Annotated in this window: 21 protein-coding genes; 13 read left to right on the top strand and 8 right to left on the bottom strand. The window is 69.5% G+C overall.

Annotation, left to right across the window (positions count from 1 at the left end; translation table 11 throughout):
* Nucleotides 1–16 precede the first annotated feature (16 nt).
* Complete coding sequence (gene arfB, locus DOE79_RS03640; protein ID WP_120337327.1) at nucleotides 17–439, top strand: alternative ribosome rescue aminoacyl-tRNA hydrolase ArfB; 423 nt, start codon at nucleotides 17–19, stop codon at nucleotides 437–439.
* A gap of 78 nt (nucleotides 440–517) precedes the next feature.
* On the opposite strand, the gene DOE79_RS03635 is transcribed toward arfB, so the two are convergent.
* The 3 genes from DOE79_RS03635 to ppk2 all read right to left on the bottom strand — a co-directional run bounded on the left by DOE79_RS03635 (nucleotide 518) and on the right by ppk2 (nucleotide 4,836).
* On the bottom strand, nucleotides 518–1,060 hold the full coding sequence (locus DOE79_RS03635; protein ID WP_120337326.1) for a flavodoxin domain-containing protein: 543 nt from the start codon (nucleotides 1,058–1,060) through the stop codon (nucleotides 518–520).
* A 176-nt stretch (nucleotides 1,061–1,236) separates the two neighbouring features.
* Nucleotides 1,237–3,960 (bottom strand): cation-translocating P-type ATPase, encoded by a 2,724-nt coding sequence (locus tag DOE79_RS03630; RefSeq protein ID WP_281270283.1) that lies wholly within the window; start codon nucleotides 3,958–3,960, stop codon nucleotides 1,237–1,239.
* 48 nt (nucleotides 3,961–4,008) lie between these two features.
* Nucleotides 4,009–4,836 carry a polyphosphate kinase 2 gene (ppk2, locus tag DOE79_RS03625; protein ID WP_120337325.1) on the bottom strand — a complete coding sequence of 276 codons (828 nt, stop codon included), beginning with the start codon at nucleotides 4,834–4,836 and terminating at the stop codon, nucleotides 4,009–4,011.
* Nucleotides 4,837–4,922: 86 nt separating this feature from the next.
* Here ppk2 and DOE79_RS03620 point away from each other — a divergent pair, with 86 nt between their 5' ends.
* Together DOE79_RS03620 and DOE79_RS03615 are read left to right on the top strand one after the other, a co-directional pair.
* Nucleotides 4,923–5,486, top strand: coding sequence for a PadR family transcriptional regulator (locus DOE79_RS03620; RefSeq protein ID WP_162942590.1), 564 nt, complete (start codon nucleotides 4,923–4,925; stop codon nucleotides 5,484–5,486).
* A complete protein-coding gene (locus DOE79_RS03615; RefSeq protein ID WP_120337323.1) occupies nucleotides 5,483–6,910 on the top strand; it encodes a DHA2 family efflux MFS transporter permease subunit in 1,428 nt (475 codons plus the stop codon). Before DOE79_RS03620 ends, DOE79_RS03615 begins: the two co-directional genes overlap by 4 nt.
* Before the next feature lie 3 nt (nucleotides 6,911–6,913).
* On the opposite strand, the gene DOE79_RS03610 is transcribed toward DOE79_RS03615, so the two are convergent.
* Nucleotides 6,914–7,393, bottom strand: a complete 480-nt coding sequence (locus DOE79_RS03610) for a flavodoxin family protein (protein WP_120337322.1) — start codon at nucleotides 7,391–7,393, stop codon at nucleotides 6,914–6,916.
* Between the two features lie 208 nt (nucleotides 7,394–7,601).
* Here DOE79_RS03610 and DOE79_RS03605 point away from each other — a divergent pair, with 208 nt between their 5' ends.
* On the top strand, nucleotides 7,602–8,876 hold the full coding sequence (locus DOE79_RS03605; RefSeq protein WP_120337321.1) for an MFS transporter: 1,275 nt from the start codon (nucleotides 7,602–7,604) through the stop codon (nucleotides 8,874–8,876).
* Between the two features lie 89 nt (nucleotides 8,877–8,965).
* Entirely contained in the window at nucleotides 8,966–9,544 is a 579-nt protein-coding gene (locus DOE79_RS03600; protein ID WP_120337320.1) for a hypothetical protein, read from the top strand.
* A gap of 2 nt (nucleotides 9,545–9,546) precedes the next feature.
* On the opposite strand, the gene DOE79_RS03595 is transcribed toward DOE79_RS03600, so the two are convergent.
* The gene (locus DOE79_RS03595; protein ID WP_120337319.1) at nucleotides 9,547–10,047 is read right to left on the bottom strand and encodes a DUF2127 domain-containing protein; all 501 of its coding nucleotides are present in this window, start codon (nucleotides 10,045–10,047) and stop codon (nucleotides 9,547–9,549) included.
* Nucleotides 10,048–10,112: 65 nt separating this feature from the next.
* Between DOE79_RS03595 and DOE79_RS03590 the strand changes: the two genes are divergently transcribed.
* The gene (locus tag DOE79_RS03590) at nucleotides 10,113–10,727 is read left to right on the top strand and encodes a DnaJ family domain-containing protein (RefSeq protein WP_120337318.1); all 615 of its coding nucleotides are present in this window, start codon (nucleotides 10,113–10,115) and stop codon (nucleotides 10,725–10,727) included.
* A gap of 18 nt (nucleotides 10,728–10,745) precedes the next feature.
* Here DOE79_RS03590 and DOE79_RS03585 read toward each other — a convergent pair whose 3' ends face one another.
* Nucleotides 10,746–11,459: a phosphatase PAP2 family protein gene (locus DOE79_RS03585; RefSeq protein ID WP_120337317.1), complete on the bottom strand. Its 714-nt coding sequence runs from the start codon at nucleotides 11,457–11,459 to the stop codon at nucleotides 10,746–10,748.
* Between the two features lie 118 nt (nucleotides 11,460–11,577).
* Here DOE79_RS03585 and DOE79_RS03580 point away from each other — a divergent pair, with 118 nt between their 5' ends.
* From DOE79_RS03580 to DOE79_RS03560, 5 genes are all read left to right on the top strand, one after another.
* Nucleotides 11,578–12,066, top strand: a complete 489-nt coding sequence (locus DOE79_RS03580; RefSeq protein WP_120337316.1) for a heme-degrading domain-containing protein — start codon at nucleotides 11,578–11,580, stop codon at nucleotides 12,064–12,066.
* The gene (locus tag DOE79_RS03575) at nucleotides 12,063–13,058 is read left to right on the top strand and encodes a Gfo/Idh/MocA family protein (RefSeq protein WP_120337315.1); all 996 of its coding nucleotides are present in this window, start codon (nucleotides 12,063–12,065) and stop codon (nucleotides 13,056–13,058) included. Before DOE79_RS03580 ends, DOE79_RS03575 begins: the two co-directional genes overlap by 4 nt.
* Nucleotides 13,059–13,257: 199 nt before the next feature.
* Nucleotides 13,258–15,888 (top strand): helix-turn-helix domain-containing protein, encoded by a 2,631-nt coding sequence (locus DOE79_RS03570; protein WP_120337314.1) that lies wholly within the window; start codon nucleotides 13,258–13,260, stop codon nucleotides 15,886–15,888.
* A gap of 172 nt (nucleotides 15,889–16,060) precedes the next feature.
* Complete coding sequence (locus DOE79_RS03565) at nucleotides 16,061–16,471, top strand: Rid family hydrolase (protein WP_120337313.1); 411 nt, start codon at nucleotides 16,061–16,063, stop codon at nucleotides 16,469–16,471.
* Between the two features lie 18 nt (nucleotides 16,472–16,489).
* Nucleotides 16,490–17,431, top strand: coding sequence for a pseudouridine synthase (locus DOE79_RS03560; RefSeq protein WP_120337312.1), 942 nt, complete (start codon nucleotides 16,490–16,492; stop codon nucleotides 17,429–17,431).
* 43 nt (nucleotides 17,432–17,474) lie between these two features.
* Here DOE79_RS03560 and DOE79_RS03555 read toward each other — a convergent pair whose 3' ends face one another.
* On the bottom strand, nucleotides 17,475–17,978 hold the full coding sequence (locus DOE79_RS03555; protein ID WP_120337311.1) for a SixA phosphatase family protein: 504 nt from the start codon (nucleotides 17,976–17,978) through the stop codon (nucleotides 17,475–17,477).
* A 152-nt stretch (nucleotides 17,979–18,130) separates the two neighbouring features.
* On the opposite strand from DOE79_RS03555, the gene pgi reads away from it, so the two are divergent.
* The gene (gene pgi / locus DOE79_RS03550; RefSeq protein WP_120337310.1) at nucleotides 18,131–19,858 is read left to right on the top strand and encodes a glucose-6-phosphate isomerase; all 1,728 of its coding nucleotides are present in this window, start codon (nucleotides 18,131–18,133) and stop codon (nucleotides 19,856–19,858) included.
* 124 nt (nucleotides 19,859–19,982) lie between these two features.
* On the opposite strand, the gene DOE79_RS21105 is transcribed toward pgi, so the two are convergent.
* The gene (locus DOE79_RS21105; RefSeq protein WP_425455711.1) at nucleotides 19,983–20,135 is read right to left on the bottom strand and encodes a DUF805 domain-containing protein; all 153 of its coding nucleotides are present in this window, start codon (nucleotides 20,133–20,135) and stop codon (nucleotides 19,983–19,985) included.
* On the opposite strand from DOE79_RS21105, the gene DOE79_RS21015 reads away from it, so the two are divergent.
* Entirely contained in the window at nucleotides 20,074–20,202 is a 129-nt protein-coding gene (locus DOE79_RS21015) for a hypothetical protein (RefSeq protein WP_281270280.1), read from the top strand. The two genes, DOE79_RS21105 and DOE79_RS21015, sit on opposite strands and share 62 nt — an antisense overlap.
* Nucleotides 20,203–20,258: the final 56 nt, after the last annotated feature.

Raw genomic sequence — 20,258 nt, 5'->3', positions numbered from 1 at the left:
GTGTCACGCTAGACGCATGGATCTTGAGGTATCGCCCGCGCTCACGATTCCGGCGACGGAACTCGGCTGGCGGTTCTCCAGGTCGTCGGGCCCCGGCGGCCAGCACGTGAACACCTCGGACAGCCGGGTTCAGGTGTCCTGGAACATCGCCGAGTCCGCGGTACTCACGGACGACCAGCGGATGCTGCTGCTCGATCGCCTGGATCGGCGCCTGGTCGGCGGGGTGGTCACCATCGCCGCCTCCGAGCAGCGCTCGCAACTGCGCAACCGGGAGATCGCGTTGGTCAAGCTCGCCGAACTCGTTGCCGCGGGGCTGGCGCCGGACGGGCCCAGCCGACGGGCGACCAAGCCCACCCGCGGTTCCGGCCGGCGTCACCTCGCCGCCAAGCAGCAACGCTCGGCCACCAAGCAGAACCGCCGGCGCCCCGCCGCCGAGTAACCCCTCCGCCCGGCCGCCAGCCCCGATACACCGCCGCGAACTGCGAGAAAAGTCCCAAGTTTTCGGGATTTGTGAAGCTCAGCTCGCAGTTCGCGGACTGGGGGACAGGTCTTGGGCGATGCTGTGTGCCCAGGCGTCGATGGCCGACCAGTCCCGGAAGTCGCCGTCGGGCAGGATCTTCTCCACGGCGGGGATCTTGCCGACCAGCCGGTCCCGGCCGCGGAGCTTCGACGTGTCCATGGCACCGTAGAACACCTGCGTGCCCCGCGGCGAGAGGGAGTCGGTGAACTCGGCGAACTGCTTCGGCACGGCCTGGGTGAGCATGTCGCGACCCTGGTCATCCGTCTTCTCGGTACCGAGCGGGCCGCTGCTGAACAGCCAGACCGGCCGGGCGGTCAAGAGATCCCGGTGATGCTGCACGAACCGGGTGGCGTCCTTCCGCCACGAGCCCATGTAGGCGGAGGCGCCGATCACGAACGCGTCGAACCGGGACGGGTCGTGCACGTCGCGCACCGGATGCGCCTCCGCGTCGACCCCCGCCGACTGCAACGCGGCGGCGATCCGCTCCGCGATGCCCTCGGTGGCGCCGTACTTGCTCGAATACCCGACGAGTACCGTCATGATCTCCTCCTGGGATGTGGATGGGTAGGTGAGCGCCCCGGTCGCGACTTGTGGCGAAGTGCCGCTTTGGAGCGTCTAACAGGGCACTATGGCGCAACTCGGCGTGGGGGTGTATCCGTCACTTGCGGCGAAATGCCCTTTCGCGACGCGGGAGGGGGTGCTTTGCCGCAACTCGGCTAGGAGCGGCGGCGGCGGGTGCGGAGGATGAGCTTGCCCAGCTCGCCGAGCAGCAGGAGCAGCACGGCTGGCGCCAGACAGAGCAGCCACTGCGCTCCGGTGAGGGCGACGGTGGCGAACGCATCCTGCAGCACCCGGATCTGGGTGATCAGCAGCGAGCCGACGACGGCCCAGGCGAACGCCCACAGCAGCTTGGGGTTGGCGAGGGTGGACGGGCCGAACGCGCTCTCGGTGGGGTAGCGCAGGTTGAGCGCCACGGCGATGTTCATCAGGCTGAGCCCCACCAGCGCCATGGTCTGGCCGAGTACCAGGGAATCGTAACTGGTCTTGCCAATCTGCACCAGCACCAGGGTGGCCGCGGCCATGTAGAGCCCCGTGATGAGAAGGCGGATCATCATGGAGCGCACGATGATCGGCTGGTTGAACGGGCGGGGCTTCTTGTCCATGATGCCCGGGGTGGACAGGTCCAGGCCCATCACGGCGCCGATCGGCGCGACGACGGCCAGGTGGATCCAGAGCACCTGGGCGGGGCTGAGCAGGGCGGTGCCGGCGATGGCGAAGAGTGACGACCCGATGAACGCGAGGATGAACATGAACAGGTTGGCGACCTGGATGCGGATGAACTTCTGCAGGTTGTCGTAGACCAGGCGGCCCTCTTCCACCGCGGCGATGATGGTGGCGAAGTTGTCGTCGGCGAGGATCATCTTGGCCGCCCCCTTGGCCACATCGGTGCCGGTGATACCCATGGCGATGCCGATGTCGGCCGCAGCGATGGCGGGCGCGTCGTTCACGCCGTCCCCGGTCATGGCCACGATGTTGCCGCGGCGGCGCAGCACCTCCACCAGACGCACCTTGTGCTCGGGCGCCACGCGGGCGATCACGCCGATCGACTCGACCCGGCTGTCCGCCTCGGCGTCGCTCATGGCGGCGAATTCAGCTCCGGTCACCGCGTCACCCGGGATGCCCAGCTCGGTGGCGATCGCCGCCGCCGTCACGGCGTGGTCACCGGTGATCATCCGCACCCGGATGCCGGCCCGCTTGGCCTCGGCGATCGCGGCGACGGCCTCGGCACGGGGCGGGTCGACCTCCCCGATCAGCGCGCACAGCTCCAGGTCCTGCATCAGGGCCATCAGGTCGCCAGTGGGGTCGAAGGTGGCCGGGTCGAACTCTCGCTGCGCCAGGGCGAGCACGCGGCGGCCCTGGCCGGCGATGCGCTCGTTCTCGGCGAGCACCAGGCCGCGAGCCTCCTCGGTGAGCGGCGCGCCCCGGCCACCGGGCATCCGGCCGGTCGTGGACCGGGCCAGGAGCACATCGGGCGCCCCCTTGACGTAGGCCCGGATGACGGGCCTGCCGTCGGCACCGGGCATGCGGTGGAAGGTGGCCATGAACTTGTAGTCGGAGTCGAAGGGTACCGACGCCACCCTGGGGTGGCTGCGGCGGAACTCCCGCACATCGACGCCGCCCTTCTGCGCGAGCACGTAGAGCGCCGCCTCGGTGGGGTCGCCGATCACCTGGCCGTTCTGGATGTCGGAGTCGTTGCAGAGGGCGCAGGAGAACATCACGTAGTCGAGGTCGCGTTCGGCATCGCCGACCGTGCGCTGCACCTGCCCGTCGAAGTCATAGCCCTCCCCGGTGACGGTGTAGCGGTGCTGCACGGTGCTGAACTCCCGCACCGTCATCTGGTTGAGGGTGAGAGTGCCGGTCTTGTCGGAGTTGATCGCCGAGGTGGAGCCGAGGGTCTCGACCGCCGGCAGCACCTTCATGATGGCGTTCTTCTTGGCCATGTTCACCGAGCCCACGCTGAGGATCGTGGTGACTACCGCGGGCAGGGCATCGGGGATCGAACCCACGGCGAGCGCCACCCCGATGCCGAACAGCACCGTGAACGACTCGCCCTGGATCAGGCCCGTGATCACGATCACCAGGAACGCGAACAGGGCCGCGAAGATGATGAACAGAGTGAGCCGGTCCACCTGTTTGGTCAGCGGGGTCTTCTCGATCTTCTGCTGCGAGAGCAGGTTCGCGATGTGACCGACCTCGGAGCCCATGCCGGTGGTGGTGACGAGAATCTCCCCGTGTCCCCGGGTGACGTTGGTGTTCATGAAAACGAGGTTGACCCGGTCGCCGAGCGCGACATCCGGCCGGTCGATGACCCCGGCGTCCTTTTCCACCGCCACGCTCTCACCGGTGAGCGCGCCCTCCTCGACCTGTAGGGTGGCCGCGACGAGCACCCGGCCGTCGGCGGGTACCCGGTCGCCGGCATCCACCACCACGATATCGCCGGGCACGAGCTGGTCGGCAGGCACTTCGGTGACATCGCCGTCGCGGCGCACCTTGGCCACCGCCTTCATCATGCTGCCCAGCGACGCCGCTGCCGCCTCCGCCTTGCTCTCCTGCCGGTAGCCGAGCCAGGCATTGAAGAGTGTGAGCACGGTCAGGCCCACGGCGGTGCGGAACTCGCCGATGAGCAGGCTGACCAGGGCGGCGCCCACCAGCACGATCTGCATGTAGTCCCGGTAGTGCTTGAAGAACTTGGTCCACACGGATTCGGGCTTCACCTCGGCGAGCACATTCGACCCGTACTGCTTCAGCCGCTGCTGCGCCTCTGCACTGCTGAGCCCCTCGCCCGGGCGCACCTCCAACCGGTCCGCCGTTTCCGCAACCGGCACCGCGAACCAACTCACGGTCGGCGCCGCCGGCATGGTTCGGGCTTTGTCGGTCATGGTGTGCTCCTCGGGCGTAACAGTGGGCCGTAGCAGAACGGATGCGGCCTAGAACGGCGTGGGAATCTGCCGCAGGGTGAGCGTGGGCTCTTGGTAGTCGCCGGGCTTCTGCCGGTGTGGCAGCTTCACGTCGGGCGTCGGCTCGGCCTCGTAGGGCACCTGGCTGAGCAGGTGGCTGATGATGTTGAGCCGGCCGCGCTTCTTGTCGTCGGTGTGGGCGATGTACCAGGGTGCGGCGCCCACATCCGTGGCCTGGAACATGGCATCCCTGGCCCGGGAGTAGTCGTACCAGCGTCCGTAGGACTCGATGTCCATCGCGGAGAGTTTCCAGGTCTTGCGGGGATCATTGATCCGGCTCTCCAGACGCCGGGTCTGCTCGTCCTCACTGACCTCGAGCCAGTACTTGAGCAGGATGATGCCGGAGTCGACCATGGCCCGCTCGACCAGCGGCGCCATCCGCAGGAAGTCCTCGGTCTGCTGCGGCGTGCAGAAGCCCATCACGCGTTCCACACCGGCTCGGTTGTACCAGCTGCGGTCGAAGATGACCACCTCGCCGGCGGCGGGGAAATGCGCCAGGTAGCGCTGGATGTACATCTGGGTCTTTTCCCGCTCGGTGGGGGAGGGCAGCGCCACCACCCGGAACACCCGGGGGCTGACCCGCTCGACGATGCGCTTGATCGTGCCGCCCTTGCCGGCGGTGTCGCGGCCCTCGAAGACGATGCAGACCTTGGCGCCGGTGCGCTTCACCCACTCCTGCAGGGAGACGAGCCGGCCCTGCAGGATGGCCAGCTCGGCCTCGTAGTCCTTGCGCCGCATCTTGTCGCTGCCGGCGTTCTTCTTGTCGCCCACGGGCACCTCCTCGTCGACCACCCCCATTGGGGGTCCACGCTGCACAGTGTTGCCCGGCTCAGCCGGGCGGTCAACGTACCTAGTCCAGGCTGACCTATGTCATAGTGGACGACATGGCGCTTCTGGACATCCTGATTCTCAGCAACCTGCGGGCCGGGCCTGTGCACGGGTACGAGCTCAAGCAACGGGTGCAGCGCCCCACCACGACCCGGCTGAGTAACAACTCGCTCTACCCGATCCTGCGCCGGTTCGAGGAGTCGGGTGCCGTCTCGAGCGTGCACGAGGCCCAGGAAGGCCGGCCCGCGCGCACCATCTACGCCATCACCGATCACGGCCGGGTCCTGCTTACCGAGCTCATCTCCACTCTCCCGGCCGCGCTCGCCGGAAACGAGGAGGAGTTCCTGGCCCGGCTGAACTTCTTCGCCGAGATCACTCCCACCGGCCGGCAGAGCATCCTCGACGCCCGCGCGGCAGCCTTGGCTGCGCGGCTCGAGCAAGCGCACGCCGTTCTGGCCGACGCGGTCGCCTCGCCCACCGGCGCCTGGCGATCACTCGCCATGGAGCATCTCGTGGCGACCCTCGAGACCGAACGCCGCTGGGTCGACGAACTGCGCGGGATGCGCGTGCCCACCACCACGACTCCGTCCGTCACCCCCGACACCGAAGGCACCCGATGACCACCACCCGCTCCGCCGCACGCACTCGCGGCACCTCGAGCCCGCTCGGCGCGGTCGCCCGGTACGGCCTGCTGATCGGGCCGTTGCTGAGCATGATCGACTCCAGCATCGTCAACGTGGCGGTGCCCGACATCGCCACCGAGCTCGGCGCCGATCTCAAGGCCGTGCAGTGGGTGGTCAGCGGTTACCTCCTCGCCCTGGGCGTCTCCCTCTCGGTCACCGCCTATCTGGCCAAGCGGTTCGGTACCATGCGGGTCTACACGGTGAGCATGATCCTGTTCGTCCTGGTGTCGGCCGGCTGTGCGATCGCACCGAACATCGAGTTCCTCATCGCCGCCCGTGCGTTGCAGGGCTTCGTCGGGGCGCCCCTCGTGCCGCTGGCGTTGAGCATCCTGCTCGGCAAAGACGGTATCGGCGGCGGCAAGATCCCGATCTCCGCCGCGCTCGTGCTCTTCCTCGCCCCGGCCCTCGGGCCCACCCTGGGCGGCCTGCTCATCGGCGCGGGCGGCTGGCGCTGGATCTTCCTTGTGAACGTGCCCGTCGGCATCATCGGCCTGTTGCTGCTCGTGCGGATCCCGAAGGGAATCGGGGCGGCGCCGAACCCCGGCATCCGGTTCGACCCGGTGGGCTTTGCCTTGCTCGCGGTGGGTCTCACCGCCGCGCTGCTCGGGGCCACCGAGGGCACGTCAGAGGGCTGGGACAGCCCGATCTCCTACCTGCCGCTGGCCGGTGGCCTGGTGCTGCTGGTGCTGTACACGTTCTGGGCGCTGCGGCACGCCCATCCGGCCGTGGACGTGCAGATGATCCGGCACAAGAACTCCGCGTTGGCCCTGCTGCTGCAGGTGCTCTGCTCGGTGATCGCGTTCGGCACCGTGTTCCTGATGCCGATCTTCACCCAGTCCGTGCAGGGCTACTCCGCGGTGGAGACCGGGCTGGCACTGCTGCCGCAGGGCATCATCATGGGCGTCGGAACCGTCGTGGGGCAGAAACTCTCCGCACGCATCCCCCTTCGGATGCTCGTGGCGTTCGGCTTCGTGGTGCTGGCGATCTCCAGCGTCTTCCTGCTCTTCCTGGAGCAGGACACCCCGCTGTGGGGCACCGCGCTGATGCTCTCCGGGCGCGCGATCGCCATCGGCTTCGTCACCACCCCGCTGCTCGTGGCCATGCTCGCGCCGCTGCCGGAGGACCAGCTCGCCGACGGCAACACCCTCTTCAACATCACCCAGCGGCTGGGCGGCTCGATCGGAGTGAGCATCCTCGGCTCCCTCGTGGCCGGCGGCACCACGCTTGCGGCCACCATCGATTCCTTCCACGTGGTGGGCTGGGTGCTCATCGGCCTGGCGGTGCTGGGCGCGATAGTGTCGGTCTGGCTGACCGAACCGGCCAAGGGGCATGTGCCGCTCGTGAGCACCGTAGGGGAGTAGCCGCTACCCGGCCAAGGTCGCGCCCCACTGCCGAGCCCGCGCCAGCTCCGTGCCAGGCGGCGGTGTGCCGGTGCCGGTGATGACAAAGCTCATGCGGCCGACGACGTCGAAGGACTTGGCTCGCAGCCGCTTGCCGATGGCCTTCGCCGCCGAACCGGCGAAGAATCCCGTGTTGGACACCGTGTCGAAGGCCCAGGCGTGCGTGCCCGCGCTGCGCGGAATCTTCTCCAGCCATTCGGCCACGCCGGCGGTGACCCGTCGGCCGCCGCGGGTCTCCGCCTGATCGCGTGAGGTGGGCGAGGGAAGTCCGCGGTAGTGGGTGGGTGCGCCGACCATCACCAGGTCCTGCGCACCCGGCGGGGGTGCCGACGCGGCATCCACGACGGTGACGTCGGCGCCGCGGGATTGCAGTCCAGCCGCGATCGCCTCGCCGACCCTGGCCGTGTTGCCGAAATATGATTCCGTGACGATCAGGACTTTCACGTGGATTCCTTTCGATGTGTGGCCAGTTGGGCATCCGACGGCTTCTCGGTGCACCGCCGGGAACACCCACAGCGTAGGCCGGCACCGCGCGCCCGGCACCGGAAGCGAGGAATTCCCCTGCCAAGGCCGGTCGCCGGGTGGCCATCCGCTGCACCCGGGTTGATGATGGGTGCATGACGAAGGGTCAGGTGCGGATCGGCGGCGGGTCGTGAACCCGGCGGCACGGCGCGTGCAACGCACCTACGTGATCCTCCTGCTCGGCAACACCCTGGCGGCCTCGTTCATCTGGGGCATCAACACGCTGTTCCTGCTCGACGCCGGGTTGAGCAACTTCGAGGCCTTCGCCGCGAACGCGTTCTTCACCGCGGGCATGGTGATCTTCGAGATCCCCACCGGCGTCGTCGCCGACACCGTAGGACGCAAGGCCTCCTACCTGCTGGGCACCATCACCCTCTCGGTGACCACCGGGCTGTACTGGATGCTGTGGGTCTGGCAGGCGCCGTTCGTCTGGTGGGCCATCGTCTCGGTGCTGCTGGGGCTGGGGTTCACCTTCTTCTCCGGCGCGGTGGAGGCCTGGCTGGTCGACGCGCTGACGTCGACCGGGTACACCGGCAGCCTCGAGGCTGTCTTCGGGCGCGGGCTCGTGGTGACCGGGATCGCCATGTTCGCCGGGTCGGTGCTCGGCGGGGTTATCGCCCAGGCCACCAACCTCGGCGTGCCGTTCCTGCTGCGCGCCGGGGTGTTGGTGGTGATGTTCGTTTACGCGTTCGTCGTGATGAAAGACCTCGGCTTCACCCCGGACCGGTCCCGGGGGCCGTGGAAGGCGACCAGGCTCGTGCTGAGCGAATCGGTGGAGCACGGGCTCCAGAAGCGGTCGGTGCGTTACATGATCCTCTCCGCGCCGTTCGCCTCCGGGGTCGGGATCTATGCCTTCTACGCGCTACAGCCCTACCTGCTCGAGCTTTACGGTGACCCGTCGGCGTATTCCATCGCGGGCCTGGCCGCGGCGATCCTGTCGCTGGCACAGGTGGTCGGCGGCGTTCTGGCGCCCCGCATCCGCGGCGTCTTCGCCAAGCGCACGAGCACCGTCATCGTGGCATCCCTGCTCAGCGTGGTCTCGCTCGTGGTGCTCGGCCTCAACAGCCTGTTCTGGCTGGCGGTCGTGTTCCTCACCGTGTGGGGGTTCGTCTTCGCCGTCGCCGAGCCCGTGCGGCAGGCCTACCTCAATGACATGATCCCCTCCAAGCAACGCGCCACCGTGCTCTCGTTCGACTCCCTCTTCGGCAGCCTCGGCGGCGTGTTCATCCAGCCGGCGCTCGGCCGCGCCGCGGACGTGGGCGGGTACGGGGCCTCACTGCTCATCGGCGGTCTGGTGGAGCTGATCGGCGTTCCGCTGATGCTCGCGAGCCGCCGGCAGAACGACCCAGCGGACACCAAGACGGTTCAAGCGGATGCCGCCTCGGCCTCCACCGACACGGACTGAGGTCGGCAACGACCCCGGGTTCCTGCCCGGAAATACCACGGTCACTCGACGTTCACTCGGGCGCTACCGGCCGCGATGACAATATCCGCATGCACCCGCGCACGCCGCTCCATCAGGTTCTCCCGGACATCCGTCTGCTCACGTCATTGGACCCGGCCGAGCGTGACCGACTGGCAACCGCTCTCGGCGCGCTGGACTATCCGGTGGCCGGCGCGGCCACCGGTCACCTCCTCGTCGAGTCCTATCTGCGGCGGGCGCCCGACCGCGCCTGGGCGCTGTTCCGCGGCGACGACCCCGTGGGCGCGTTCGCCGTGGTGCCGTACCTCGAGCTGCCCGGCACGCAGCAGACCTCTACCTATCTCGCCCCCTCGGTGCGCGGCACCGGGCTGAACGCCGCGATCAAACGGGCGACGATCGTCGCGGCGCGCGCGCACGCGGTTCCGCTCTATTCCTCGATCCACCACGCGAACGCGCGTTCCCTGGCGGCCACGCGCAGGCTCTTTGTGTCGATCGACCCGGTGCAGGTCTTCGAACACAGCACCGGCCGGCTGGCCTGGCGTTTCGACCTCGGCGACCCGTGGGCGCAGTTGGCGGCCGGACCGGCACATCCACTGCTGGAGGACACCATCGCCGCAGCGTTCCGTGCGCCGTCCCAGCAGGCGGCCTGACCTCAGCGTCGCCGCCGGATCATGTACTCGCGCCAGGGGAGTACGACGATGAAGATGTCGAACGCCGTCAGCAGGGCCACACCACAGGAGAAGCCGACCGCGAGCCGGTAGGCCTGGTAGCCGATGAACACGATGAGAAACCCGATCATCCACGGATAGGCCCAGAGCCGGTTCGCCAGCACTGCCCACACCAACACGACCTTCACGGCCCCGTGGGCCAGCAGGTAGACGGCCCCGAACAGCGTCGCCGACACGCTGAGCCCGCCGGCCAGCCGCACCAGAGTGGTGGCGATGAGGTCGTGCGGGTCTTCGGCGAGTTCGTGTTGGGTGAGCACCCGCGCCACTGCACCGAGCTGGGCGGGGCTGATCACCAGCAGCAGGATCCCGCCCACCAGCTCCAGCACGCCATCCAGGCCCTTGAGGATCAGGCTGACCTGGAAGGTGCGATCGAGCAGCGTGGGACTCGTCGGACCTGCGGCCGGCGCCGTCTTCGGATTGGTCATGACCCTCCTCCGCTCACCTGGGCGGCGGCGCCCACAGTGTCAGCATAAGAATCTAGGCTGGATTCATGGCAGGCAAGCGCGAACCCAGCGATACGCCGCTCAACGTGGCGCGGTACAAGATCAATCGCGAGATCCCCGAGGCCGAACGCCCCGAGGAGGCCGAGCCGGACACCAACGAGGCCGGCCAGTCGATGATGGAGGCGCGGGCACAGTACGTCGAGATCTCCATCCAACAGGCCATCCGCCGCGGCGACTTCGACAATCTGCCCGGTGCGGGCAAACCCATCCCCGGGCTCACCGACAGCTACGACCCGGACTGGTGGATCAAACGCAAGATCGAGCGAGAACAGATCACCGGCCTCGGGCCGCCCGCGCTGACGCTCCGCACCGAGGATGCCGGACTCGACGACCGCCTGGATGCCGTGTTCGCCGAGCAGCAGGTGCGCGAGGTGCTCGAGGACTTCAACCGACGCGTCATCGAGGCACGCCGGCAGCTCCGCGGCGGACCGCCCGTCGTCACGGCCCTGCGGGACGTGGACGCTGAACTCGCCCGGTGGCGTGAACGCCGCCGCGCCGCGCAGCAGGAGCGCGAGGAGTCGCGGGCCCGGGAAGAGGCCGCACTGGCCGCCATGACCTGGCGCGAACGCCGCCGAGCCAGGCGCGAGCGCGGCGCTCCTTAGGCTCAGGAGTAGGCGTCCTCAGGAGGAGGCGTCGCCGGACGCTTTCGGCCCGGTCCGGCGGGCCCGGGCCATCGTGTGCTCGCCGTCGAGCTTGGCGGCAACCGGCGCCCACAGCAGCACCGCCACCCCGATGCCGAGCAACAGCGCCCCCACGGTGTCGGTGAGCCAGTGCGCGCCCAGATAGGTGCGGCTGAGCATCATGACAACCGTGTACGCGGCCGCGGCCAGCCAGACCCAGAGGCGCGGAAAGAGCAACACCAGCACCGCTGAGGTCACCGCCGCATTGGCCACATGCCCGGACGGGAATGAACCGAAGTCGAGGTTGGTGAGCATGTTCTCCGGACGCGCCCGGCCGAACAGGTGCTTGAGCACCTGCACGACCCCGCCGGTGGCGAGGCTTGCGGCCAGGACGTAGCCGGCAGCCCAGGGGCGCCGGGTCAGGAAGAGGGCGACGCAGATCACGGCCGGGAGCAGCAGGGTCGCGACCAGCCCGCCGCCGAGGGCATCCATCACAAGGGCCACCGCATCCCACACGGGCGCGCGGTTCTCGGTGAGGTCGTTGAACCATGCAGTGTCGATCGCCAGGGGCATGCCCTGCTCGCGCACCACGATCAGCACGCCGAGGCCCACCGCGAGGCCGAGGGCGATGGCGCCGCTCAGCGCCGGCCACCAGCGGGAGACCCGCTTCGCTCGTGGTTGGGCCGCGACCTCCGGATGGCGTGGCGTCGTCATCTGCTCAATGCTAGGCGGTGCCGGCGTGGAGCCGGATCCATTTGCGGAGTGCCGCAGGCACCGATAGCGTGCAGACTAGTGCGGCGCAGAGGCCCACCCCAACGGATACGGACCCTCGATGTCGTTCACCCCAGACCCCGCCGCCCGCGATCTGCTCCCGCTTCTGGAAGAGCAGAATGACAGGATCGGCTTCGTCTCCTTCGACCACGACGATGCCTTCGCGCTCGGCACCGCCCTGATGAAGCGTGCCGTGGCGGAGAACTTGGGCGTCACGGTGTCCATCGTGTTCGGCGAGCAACGCGTTTTCCACGCCGCCCGCCCCGGCACCACCGCGGACAACGACGACTGGCTGGCCCGCAAGTTCCGGGTGGTCTCCCGGTACAACGTGCCGTCGTTCCTGGTCAGCACCAAGTACCGGGCCAGAGGCCAGGACTTCAACGAGGCGACCGGCCTGCCCATCAACCTGTACGCGGCGGCCGGCGGCGCCTTCCCCCTGCGGGTGAACGGGTCACTGATCGGGATGCTCGGGGTCTCCGGGCTGCACGAGAGCATCGACCACGACCTCGCGGTCTGGGCCCTGGAGGCCGCGCGGGCGGCGTCCGCATGACCGGCGGTGCCGGGGCGCCCCGGTGGGCGATCGTCGGAACCGGCGCCATCGCGGAGCAGACCATCGGCGACATCAGGCTGGCCGGTAACGTCGACATCGTGGCCGTGGCCTCTCGCACGGCGGCCACGGCCGAGGACTTCGCCGCCCGCCACGGCATCCCACGTGTGTTCGCGTCGGTGGAGGACGCCCTCGGCAGTGCCGATATCGACGCCGTGTACATCTGCACACCGCACAGCAGCCACTTCGATCTGGCCCGGCAGGCGCTGCTCGCCGGCAAGCATGTGCTCTGTGAGAAGCCCCTCACCCTCACGGCCGGGCAGAGCGCGGAGCTCGCGCAACTCGCCGCCGACGAGGGCCTGTTCCTCATGGAGGCCATGTGGATGAAGTTCAGCCCCGCCGTCCTGCACGTGCAGGAGCTGATCCGGTCCGGCGCCATCGGTGCGGTGCGCTCCGTCGAATCCAGCATGGGCTACAACTTCCCCCGCACCGAGACCAGCCGGCTGTGGAACGCGGACCTCGGCGGCGGGGCGCTACTCGACCTCGGCGTGTATCCCGCAGCGTTCGCCCAGCTGCTGTTGGGCACGCCGCTAAGCGTCGCCGCGCACGGCGTGATGCAGGCGGATGGCGTGGACCTCCGGTCGACCCTCACCCTGGGCTACTCCGACGACAGGTTCGCCACCGTCACCAGCTCCCTCACCGAGGTCATCATGGCGTTCGCCGTCGTGGGCGGCACCGCGGGCACCATCGTGATGGACCCGACGTTCTTCGCAGGCGGCGCCATCCATTGCTACTCCGCGCCGGGCTACACGGCGCAGACGACGACGGTGCCGATCGAGGGCGCCGGTTACGTGCCCATGTTCCGGGCCGTAGGCGAAGCCCTCGCCGCCGGCCTCACCGAACACCCCCGGCATCCTCTCGCCGACACGATCGCGGTTCTCGCGGTGGTCGACGAGGCGCGGCGGCTGCTCGCCGCCGCGCGCCCGACCGCTTAGCCGCGCGCCCGGCGTGGAATCTCACGAACTGTGGCGGGCGGTCCCGGGTTCTCCGACGCGAAACGGGCAGGACATATCGGCTTTCCGAACGGTGAGCGCGGCAATGGCAGGGTAGAACCCTTCCTTTTCGCGGGGACCGTACGGCGCTCGCTAAAGTTGGGCGTCGACCCTCGGAGGCGACCGGAACCAAGGAGTCGTCATGGTGGTGCGTCTGGCGGAGCAGTCGAAGCTCCTCTCTGCCGCCGTGCAGGCGCTGGAGGGTGTGACCACCGTTGTCATCCTCGAGGGTGAACCCGGTGCCGGGGTGAGCTGGCTGGTGCGCGATCTCCTGCGCACGGTTCCCGATTTCACGGTTGTCCGCGGTGCCGCGGTGCTGACCGTTCTGGTCGGCCCCGTCGACGAGCCCACCATCGCCCTGATCGATGACTCCGATGAACTGACGCCTGAGGCGGCCGACCGGGCGGCCGGCCTCATCGGCGCGCTGCACAACGTGCCGCTGTTGGTGATCGTCGCCGGTCACACCGGCCAGTCGAGCCTGATCGACCGCCTGCGGGTGGCCAGCAGTCGGGATGGCCGCGGCCGGGTCATCCGGTTGCCCGGCTTCACGGCGCTGCAGTGCATCGAGCTGGCCGCCGAACACGGCATCATCCAGCTCGACCCGGCGCGCGCCAACCTGCTCACCGAGCTCACCGACGGCAACCCGCACCACCTGGTGACCGTGTTCGAACGGCTGGGCGGGCGGTTGCATGCCTCGATTCCCCGAGACCTGCCCGTGCCTGACGGCTACGCCGATCACCTGGCTGCGCAGCTGACCGCCCTGGATGCGCCGACCCGCGCTCTGCTCGAGCTGTTGTCGGTGATGGGACGACCACTGGCCGTGTCCACCCTGATGGAGATCGCCGCACGACTCTCCCTGACGGTATCGGTGGACGGTGTCCTGGCGTCCGGGCTCGTCGAGATGCTCGACGAGGAGGGGCAGCGAGAACTGGGCTTCACCTCGGAGCGCGCACGCACGGGCATCCGTCGCGGAATCGACGCGTCTCGGGCCCGCGCGCTCAACGCCGCCATCGCCCGGTCGATGAGTGGATGGGCGCAGCTCGAGCACCGGCTCGCGGCGACCGAGCACACCGACGACGAGCTCGCCGCAGACCTCGAGGCCGAGGGCGACCGCAACGCGGCAACGGGCCGCTACCCGAGCGCGGCCCGAATCTACAGCCGAGCGAGCGGGGTGAGCTCCGCGAGCGCGGATCGGGAACGCCGGCTGCTGCGCGCCGGCGCGTACGCCTTCTTCGCGGATGACGCGGAACTCGCCGGCACCCTCGCCGAGAGCGTGGCCCGGTGTTCCCCCGGCCCCGCCCGCACCATCGTGCTGGGCGGACTCGGCTACCTGCTCGGCAACTTTCCCGAGACCCTCGCCCTCGTGCAGGAGGGCCTGGCGCAGGGCGCGCCCGCCGACGCCCGGCAGCCGACCCGGGACGAGGTGCTCTTTGTGGCCGGCGTCGTCGCGAGCATCCGGCTGGCCACCCTGGACATCGTCGGAACCATCGCCGCCAGCGCTGCCGCCTTGGCGGCCGCACCGTGCGAACCTGCGGCGGTGTCGCCCGCCGACGCCCGGCTGCGCCTGGCCTGGGGGTTCGCCCTGTGGATCTCGGGCGATCGGGACCAGGCCATGGTGGTCCTGAACCCGCTGATCGGGTTGCCGCTCAACCGGCCAGAGCGCGCCGACGCGCTGGTGATCGTGGGCCAGCATCAGTTCTACGGCGGCCTGGACCGGGCGGCCCTGCATACCTTCGACCTGGCCATCGAGTCGGCGCGGGCCAGTCAAGCGCTGCACGTGCTGCCGCTCGGACTCGCCCTGCGCGCGCAGGTGCATTACTCGCTCGGCCAGTGGGATTCGGCGATGCTCGACGCCCAGGCCGTGCTCGCGCACACCACGGCAAGCCGCAACGGCAACCACGACGGCATCGCCCACGGGGTGATCGCGATGCTGGCCGCGCAGGCCGGCCAGCTTGACGAGGCCCAGCGAGCCGTGCGCGTCGGGGCCCGACTCGCGGTCGAGCGCCCGCTGCCGCAACACCACGTGGGGGCAGCTGTCGCTGCCGCGGTCGTGGAAAGGGCGGGCGGGCATCCGCATGCCGTCATCCAGGCGCTCGCGCCGCTGCTCGGAGGCAGTCTCGACACCGCCACCACCGCCACCGGATACACCGGCTGGCGAGCCATGCAGGCCGAAGCCCTCATCACGCTGGGCTCGCTCGACCAGGCCCAGGCCGTGATCGACCGTTTGGTTCAGGAGAGCGGCAGCCGCGCGTTCGGCTACCCGGACTGGCTGCGCGGCCTGCTCGCAGAGGCCCGCGGCCAGCGCATGATCGCCGCTCGGCATTTCGCCGTGGCCGTCAGCACCGGCGACGAAACGGTCACCCCGTTCGCCCACGCCCTCGCCCTGCGGGCGCTGGCCGGCAGCCTCGTGGCGCGGGGCCACGTCGATGACGGAGCCGCAGCGGCGCGCGAGGCCGACCGGCTGTTCGGCCGGCTGGGTGCGGCGGCCTATCTGCCCGTAGCCGCCGCAACGGCCGCCGCCCTGCCTGCCCTGGCCGGCTGGCCGACGCTCACTCCCCGGGAACGCGACACCGTTCTGCTCGCCTCTGGAGGACAGCTCAACCGGGAGATCGCGTCGTCCATGCACGTGTCCGTCAAGACGGTCGAAAAACACCTCGCGAACGCGCTGGCCAAGCTGGGCCTGCGGTCCCGGCGAGAACTGGCCGGCCGGGCGGCCCCGGAGTCGGCGACCGCGCCCGAGGTGGATGGCCCGGCCGTGGTCGTGGTCAGCTGACGGACCGCGCCGACACCGGCAGGCGGCTCGTGGAACTCGGCCCGCGGTTCCGGGCTTGAGCCTCGCCATCCGGTGTGCGCCCCGGCATCCTGCGCGCGCCGCGCGACCCGGTAATGTCAGAGTTTCGTCACCCCCTTAGTGACGCCCGAAACAGGCCCCCAGCGAGGACACCATGACCGAATACACCCGCCAGAACATCTCGTCCGGCTCCGCCTGGGAGCCCGTCGTCGGCTACTCCCGCGCAGTGAAGGCGGGCGCGTTCGTGTTCGTCGCCGGTACCACCGCCAGTTCGCCCGATGGGGCCGTCGGCGGGGCGGATGCCGCGGCGCAGGCCCGCGAGATCTTCGTGCGCATCGGCGCGGCCCTCGAGCAGGCCGGCGCAAGCTTCGACGAGGTGGTGCGCACCCGGGTGTACCTGAAGGACATCGCCGACTTCGACACCGTCGGCGCCGTGCACGGAGAGATCTTCGGCAGCATCCGCCCCGCCCTGGTCGCCGTGGCGGTGGGCGCGCTGGCCGCCCCCGACCTTCTCGTGGAGATCGAGCTCGACGCGATCATCGGCGCAGCGCTCCCCGCCTCCTAGGGCGCATACGATCGGGGGATGCCCCCACGTTCGCCCCTGCCACAACGACACGGGCTCGAAGCGGCGTGGGTGTGCACCCCCGAGCGCGACCGACCGGGCGCACCGCAGCCGACCTGGCCTACCATGGGCGCCTGGCTGCAGGAACGGCTGAGCGAGTTCGTGGAGGTGGCCGGGTTCCTGGCCGCCGGCCGATTCGTCTACGAGAACGGCGCGCCGGTCGCCGGGACCGACCGGTACCGGCCCACCACGTTCATCTGGTTCCACCGGGACCTGGCCGACGAACCGGCGGTGCCCGGCGCGCTGCACCTGGTCTACCGGGACGAGCGGATCGTGGTGATCGACAAGCCCCCGTTCCTCTCCAGCATCCCGCGAGGACGGCATGTCGTGCAGAGCGTCGTCGTTCGGCTGCGCGCCGAACTGGGCTTGCCCGAGCTCTCGCCGTTGCACCGACTGGACCGGGTGACCAGTGGCCTGCTGGTCCTGGCCACCGAACGCCGCTGGCGCGGTGCCTACCAGACCCTCTTCCAACGCGGCGAGGTGGGCAAGGTGTACCGGGCCCTGGCGGCGCTACGCCCGGAACTCGACCTGCCCGTCACGGTGCGCAACCACCTCGCGACCCGGCCCGGTCAGTGGCAGGGCGAGGTGGTGCCCGGCGCCCCGGCCAACGCCGAGTCACGCATCGAACTGGCGGGCACACACGGGGAGTCGGGGGAGTACCGGCTGACGCCCACGACCGGGCGCACCCACCAGTTGCGCCTGCACATGCTGGGCCTCGGCATCCCGATCACCGACGACCCGATCTACCCCGTGGTGCAGGATGTGTCGGTGCACGACTTCAGCCGGCCGCTCCAGCTCCTGGCCAGCGAGGTGTCCTTCACCGATCCGGTCGACGGCTCGCACCGGCAGTTCGAGAGCGTTCGGCGGCTCCCGTTGCGCATGGAAGCCGCTCAGGCCGACTGACGACGGGCCGAGCACGTTCGCCACGACAGCTCGTCGCGCGCGGCTAGTCGAGCCCGGCCGGGCCGAGGCGGACAGAGAAGAGGAGAACCGCCGTCGAGGCCGGCAGGTCGGCCCAACCACCCGGCACACCGAGCACGGCCAGCGCCGACGTCGACATCCTGACGCTCTCCCCGGTGAGCGCGTAGACCAGCTCCTCGAGGCCGGGATTGTGGGCCACGAGAATCACGCTCTCCAGCTCGTCGGGCAGTTCCCGCACGATCTCGAGCAGATCGGTGACGGAGGCGGCATACGCGCGCTCGTCGACGCGTGCCTCCGGGGCGATGCTGAGCTCGGCCGAGGCCAACGCCCAGGTGCTGCGGGCCCGCGTGGCGGGGGAGACGATGGCCAGGTCGATGCCGGGGTGGTGCTCGGCCAGCCAGCTGCCGGCATCCGGAGCCTGGCTCTGCCCTCGGGCATTGAGCGTACGGTCGATGTCGGCTTCACCGCCCGACCAGTCGGACTTGGCGTGCCGGAGCACGATGAGGGTGCGCGTGCGACGTGTGGTCATTCCGATAGTCTGCACCCGCCCCGGCGCCGGCCGGCCACTGACCTGCGTCACGATGTGCGGTGAGGTACGGCGTGGCAATAGGCTTGCTCTCGGACCGCCTCGCAGCGCTGCGGGAGTTGTGGACCGTGTTCTGACGCATCCAGGAGGGCCTCGTGGCCGAAAATACCCCCGTTGATCCCACTTCGACCGACGCGTGGAAGCAGCTCGCCGGCATCGCCGACGGCTTCACGCCCGACCTGCGCGGGTGGTTCGACGCCGATGCCGATCGCGCCGATCGGTACACCTTCCAGGCGGCCGACCTCACCGTCGACCTGTCCAAGGGCCTCATCACCGAGGAGATCCTCGGCCACCTCGTGCAGCTCGCGCAGGACGTCGACGTTGCGGGCCGCTACCAGGCGATGATCGCCGGCGAGCACATCAACGCCACCGAAGACCGCGCGGTGCTGCACACGGCGCTCCGCCGTCCCAAGAACGCCGCCGGCCTGGTGCCGCCGGCCGGTTTCATCGTCGACGGCCAGGACGTCGACGCCGACGTGCACGCCACGCTCGACAAGGTCTACGCGTTCGCCGACAAGGTGCGCTCCGGCGAGTGGACCGGCGTGACCGGCAAGCCGATCAGCACCGTGGTCAACATCGGCATCGGCGGCTCCGACCTCGGCCCGGTGATGGTCTACGAGGCCCTCAAGCCCTACGTGAAGCCGGGCCTCGAGGTGCGCTTCGTTTCGAACATCGACCCGACCGACGTCTACGAGAAGACCGCCGGCCTCGACCCCGAGACCACGCTGTTCATCGTCGCCTCCAAGACCTTCGGCACCCTCGAAACCCTCACCAACGCCCGCCTCGCGCGCGAATGGCTCTGGGCGGAGCTGGCCTCCGCCGGCGTCCTCGACGACACGGATGCGGCCCGCACGGATGCCGTCGCCAAGCACTTCGTCGCCGTCTCCACGGCCCTCGACAAGGTCAAGGCCTTCGGCATCGACCCCGAGAACGCGTTCGGCTTCTGGGACTGGGTCGGCGGCCGCTACTCGGTCGACTCCGCCATCGGCACCTCGGTGGTCATCGCCATCGGACCCGACAACTGGCGCGAGTTCCTCGCCGGCTTCCACGCCATCGACGAGCACACCCGCACCGCGCCGCTCGAGCAGAACGTGCCGGTTCTGATGGGCCTGCTCAACGTCTGGTACACCAATTTCCTCAATGCACAGAGCCACGCGGTGCTCCCGTACGCACAGTACCTGCACCGCTTCCCCGCCTACCTGCAGCAGCTCACCATGGAGTCCAACGGCAAGAGCGTGCGCTGGGACGGCAGCCCGGTCACGACCGACACCGGAGAGGTCTTCTGGGGCGAACCGGGCACCAACGGCCAGCACGCGTTCTACCAGCTCATCCACCAGGGCACCCGGCTGGTTCCGGCGGACTTCATCGCCGTGGCCAACCCGGCGCACCCGCTGAAGGACGAGACCGGCGACGGTGCGGGCGTCCAGCCCGGACAGGACGTGCACACGCTGTTCATGGCCAACTACTTCGCCCAGACCAAGGCGCTGGCCTTCGGTAAGACCGCCGACGAGGTGCGCGCCGACGGCGTCGCGGAGTCGATCGTTCCGGCCCGCGTGTTCAGCGGCAACCGCCCGACCACGTCGATCCTCGCGCCCGCGCTCACGCCGAGCGTTGTCGGCCAGCTCATCGCGCTCTACGAACACATTGTGTTCGTCGAGGGTACCGTCTGGGGCATCGACTCCTTCGACCAGTGGGGCGTGGAGCTGGGCAAGCAGCTGGCGCTGCAGGTGACCCCCGCGGTGCAGGGCGACAGTGCTGCGCTCGAGGCTCAGGACTCGTCGACCAAGGCGCTGATCGCGAAGTACCTCGAACTGCGTAAGTAGTCGCAGTGCGGTGGCCCCAGCGCCGGTCACCGCACCTCTGACCGGCGACCGCGCCCGCTGTAGCGGGCGCGGTCGCCCGATGGAGGCGCAGTGAGCGCGTCGCCCAGGGACGCCGTGGCCCGGCTCAGAACACCTGGAGGGGGTTAGTCCTTCGGGCCGTCGGGCCAGGTCGGCTCGCACCAGCGCATGACCTGCTCACGAGGGCGGCGAAGAGCGTGAACCACCAGAACTCGGCGCGGGTGGCCCGGCCCCCGAACTCCGCATACTTGCGAAACACCGTGCTGATCGCCGTGCCGAAGGACATCGGCGGCGCTATCCACGACTGGGTCATGCCGCCAGCCTAGCGACGTGTCGGTACGGTGACGGCTGGTGCAGGCCGTGACCGGAGCAGCGGGCGACT

Source organism: Cryobacterium soli (assembly GCF_003611035.1).
GTDB classification, from domain to species: Bacteria; Actinomycetota; Actinomycetes; order Actinomycetales; family Microbacteriaceae; genus Cryobacterium; species Cryobacterium soli.
This window is presented reverse-complemented; position numbering and strand designations above follow the sequence as displayed.

Coding starts and splice junctions, on each gene's coding strand:
- arfB (WP_120337327.1), top strand. CDS start 17: ATGGATCTTGAGGTATCGCCCGCGCTCACGATTCCGGCGACGGAACTC.
- DOE79_RS03635 (WP_120337326.1), bottom strand. CDS start 1,060: ATGACGGTACTCGTCGGGTATTCGAGCAAGTACGGCGCCACCGAGGGC.
- DOE79_RS03630 (WP_281270283.1), bottom strand. CDS start 3,960: ATGACCGACAAAGCCCGAACCATGCCGGCGGCGCCGACCGTGAGTTGG.
- ppk2 (WP_120337325.1), bottom strand. CDS start 4,836: ATGGGGGTGGTCGACGAGGAGGTGCCCGTGGGCGACAAGAAGAACGCC.
- DOE79_RS03620 (WP_162942590.1), top strand. CDS start 4,923: ATGGCGCTTCTGGACATCCTGATTCTCAGCAACCTGCGGGCCGGGCCT.
- DOE79_RS03615 (WP_120337323.1), top strand. CDS start 5,483: ATGACCACCACCCGCTCCGCCGCACGCACTCGCGGCACCTCGAGCCCG.
- DOE79_RS03600 (WP_120337320.1), top strand. CDS start 8,966: ATGCACCCGCGCACGCCGCTCCATCAGGTTCTCCCGGACATCCGTCTG.
- DOE79_RS03595 (WP_120337319.1), bottom strand. CDS start 10,047: ATGACCAATCCGAAGACGGCGCCGGCCGCAGGTCCGACGAGTCCCACG.
- DOE79_RS03590 (WP_120337318.1), top strand. CDS start 10,113: ATGGCAGGCAAGCGCGAACCCAGCGATACGCCGCTCAACGTGGCGCGG.
- DOE79_RS03585 (WP_120337317.1), bottom strand. CDS start 11,459: ATGACGACGCCACGCCATCCGGAGGTCGCGGCCCAACCACGAGCGAAG.
- DOE79_RS03580 (WP_120337316.1), top strand. CDS start 11,578: ATGTCGTTCACCCCAGACCCCGCCGCCCGCGATCTGCTCCCGCTTCTG.
- DOE79_RS03575 (WP_120337315.1), top strand. CDS start 12,063: ATGACCGGCGGTGCCGGGGCGCCCCGGTGGGCGATCGTCGGAACCGGC.
- DOE79_RS03570 (WP_120337314.1), top strand. CDS start 13,258: ATGGTGGTGCGTCTGGCGGAGCAGTCGAAGCTCCTCTCTGCCGCCGTG.
- DOE79_RS03565 (WP_120337313.1), top strand. CDS start 16,061: ATGACCGAATACACCCGCCAGAACATCTCGTCCGGCTCCGCCTGGGAG.
- DOE79_RS03560 (WP_120337312.1), top strand. CDS start 16,490: ATGCCCCCACGTTCGCCCCTGCCACAACGACACGGGCTCGAAGCGGCG.
- DOE79_RS03555 (WP_120337311.1), bottom strand. CDS start 17,978: ATGACCACACGTCGCACGCGCACCCTCATCGTGCTCCGGCACGCCAAG.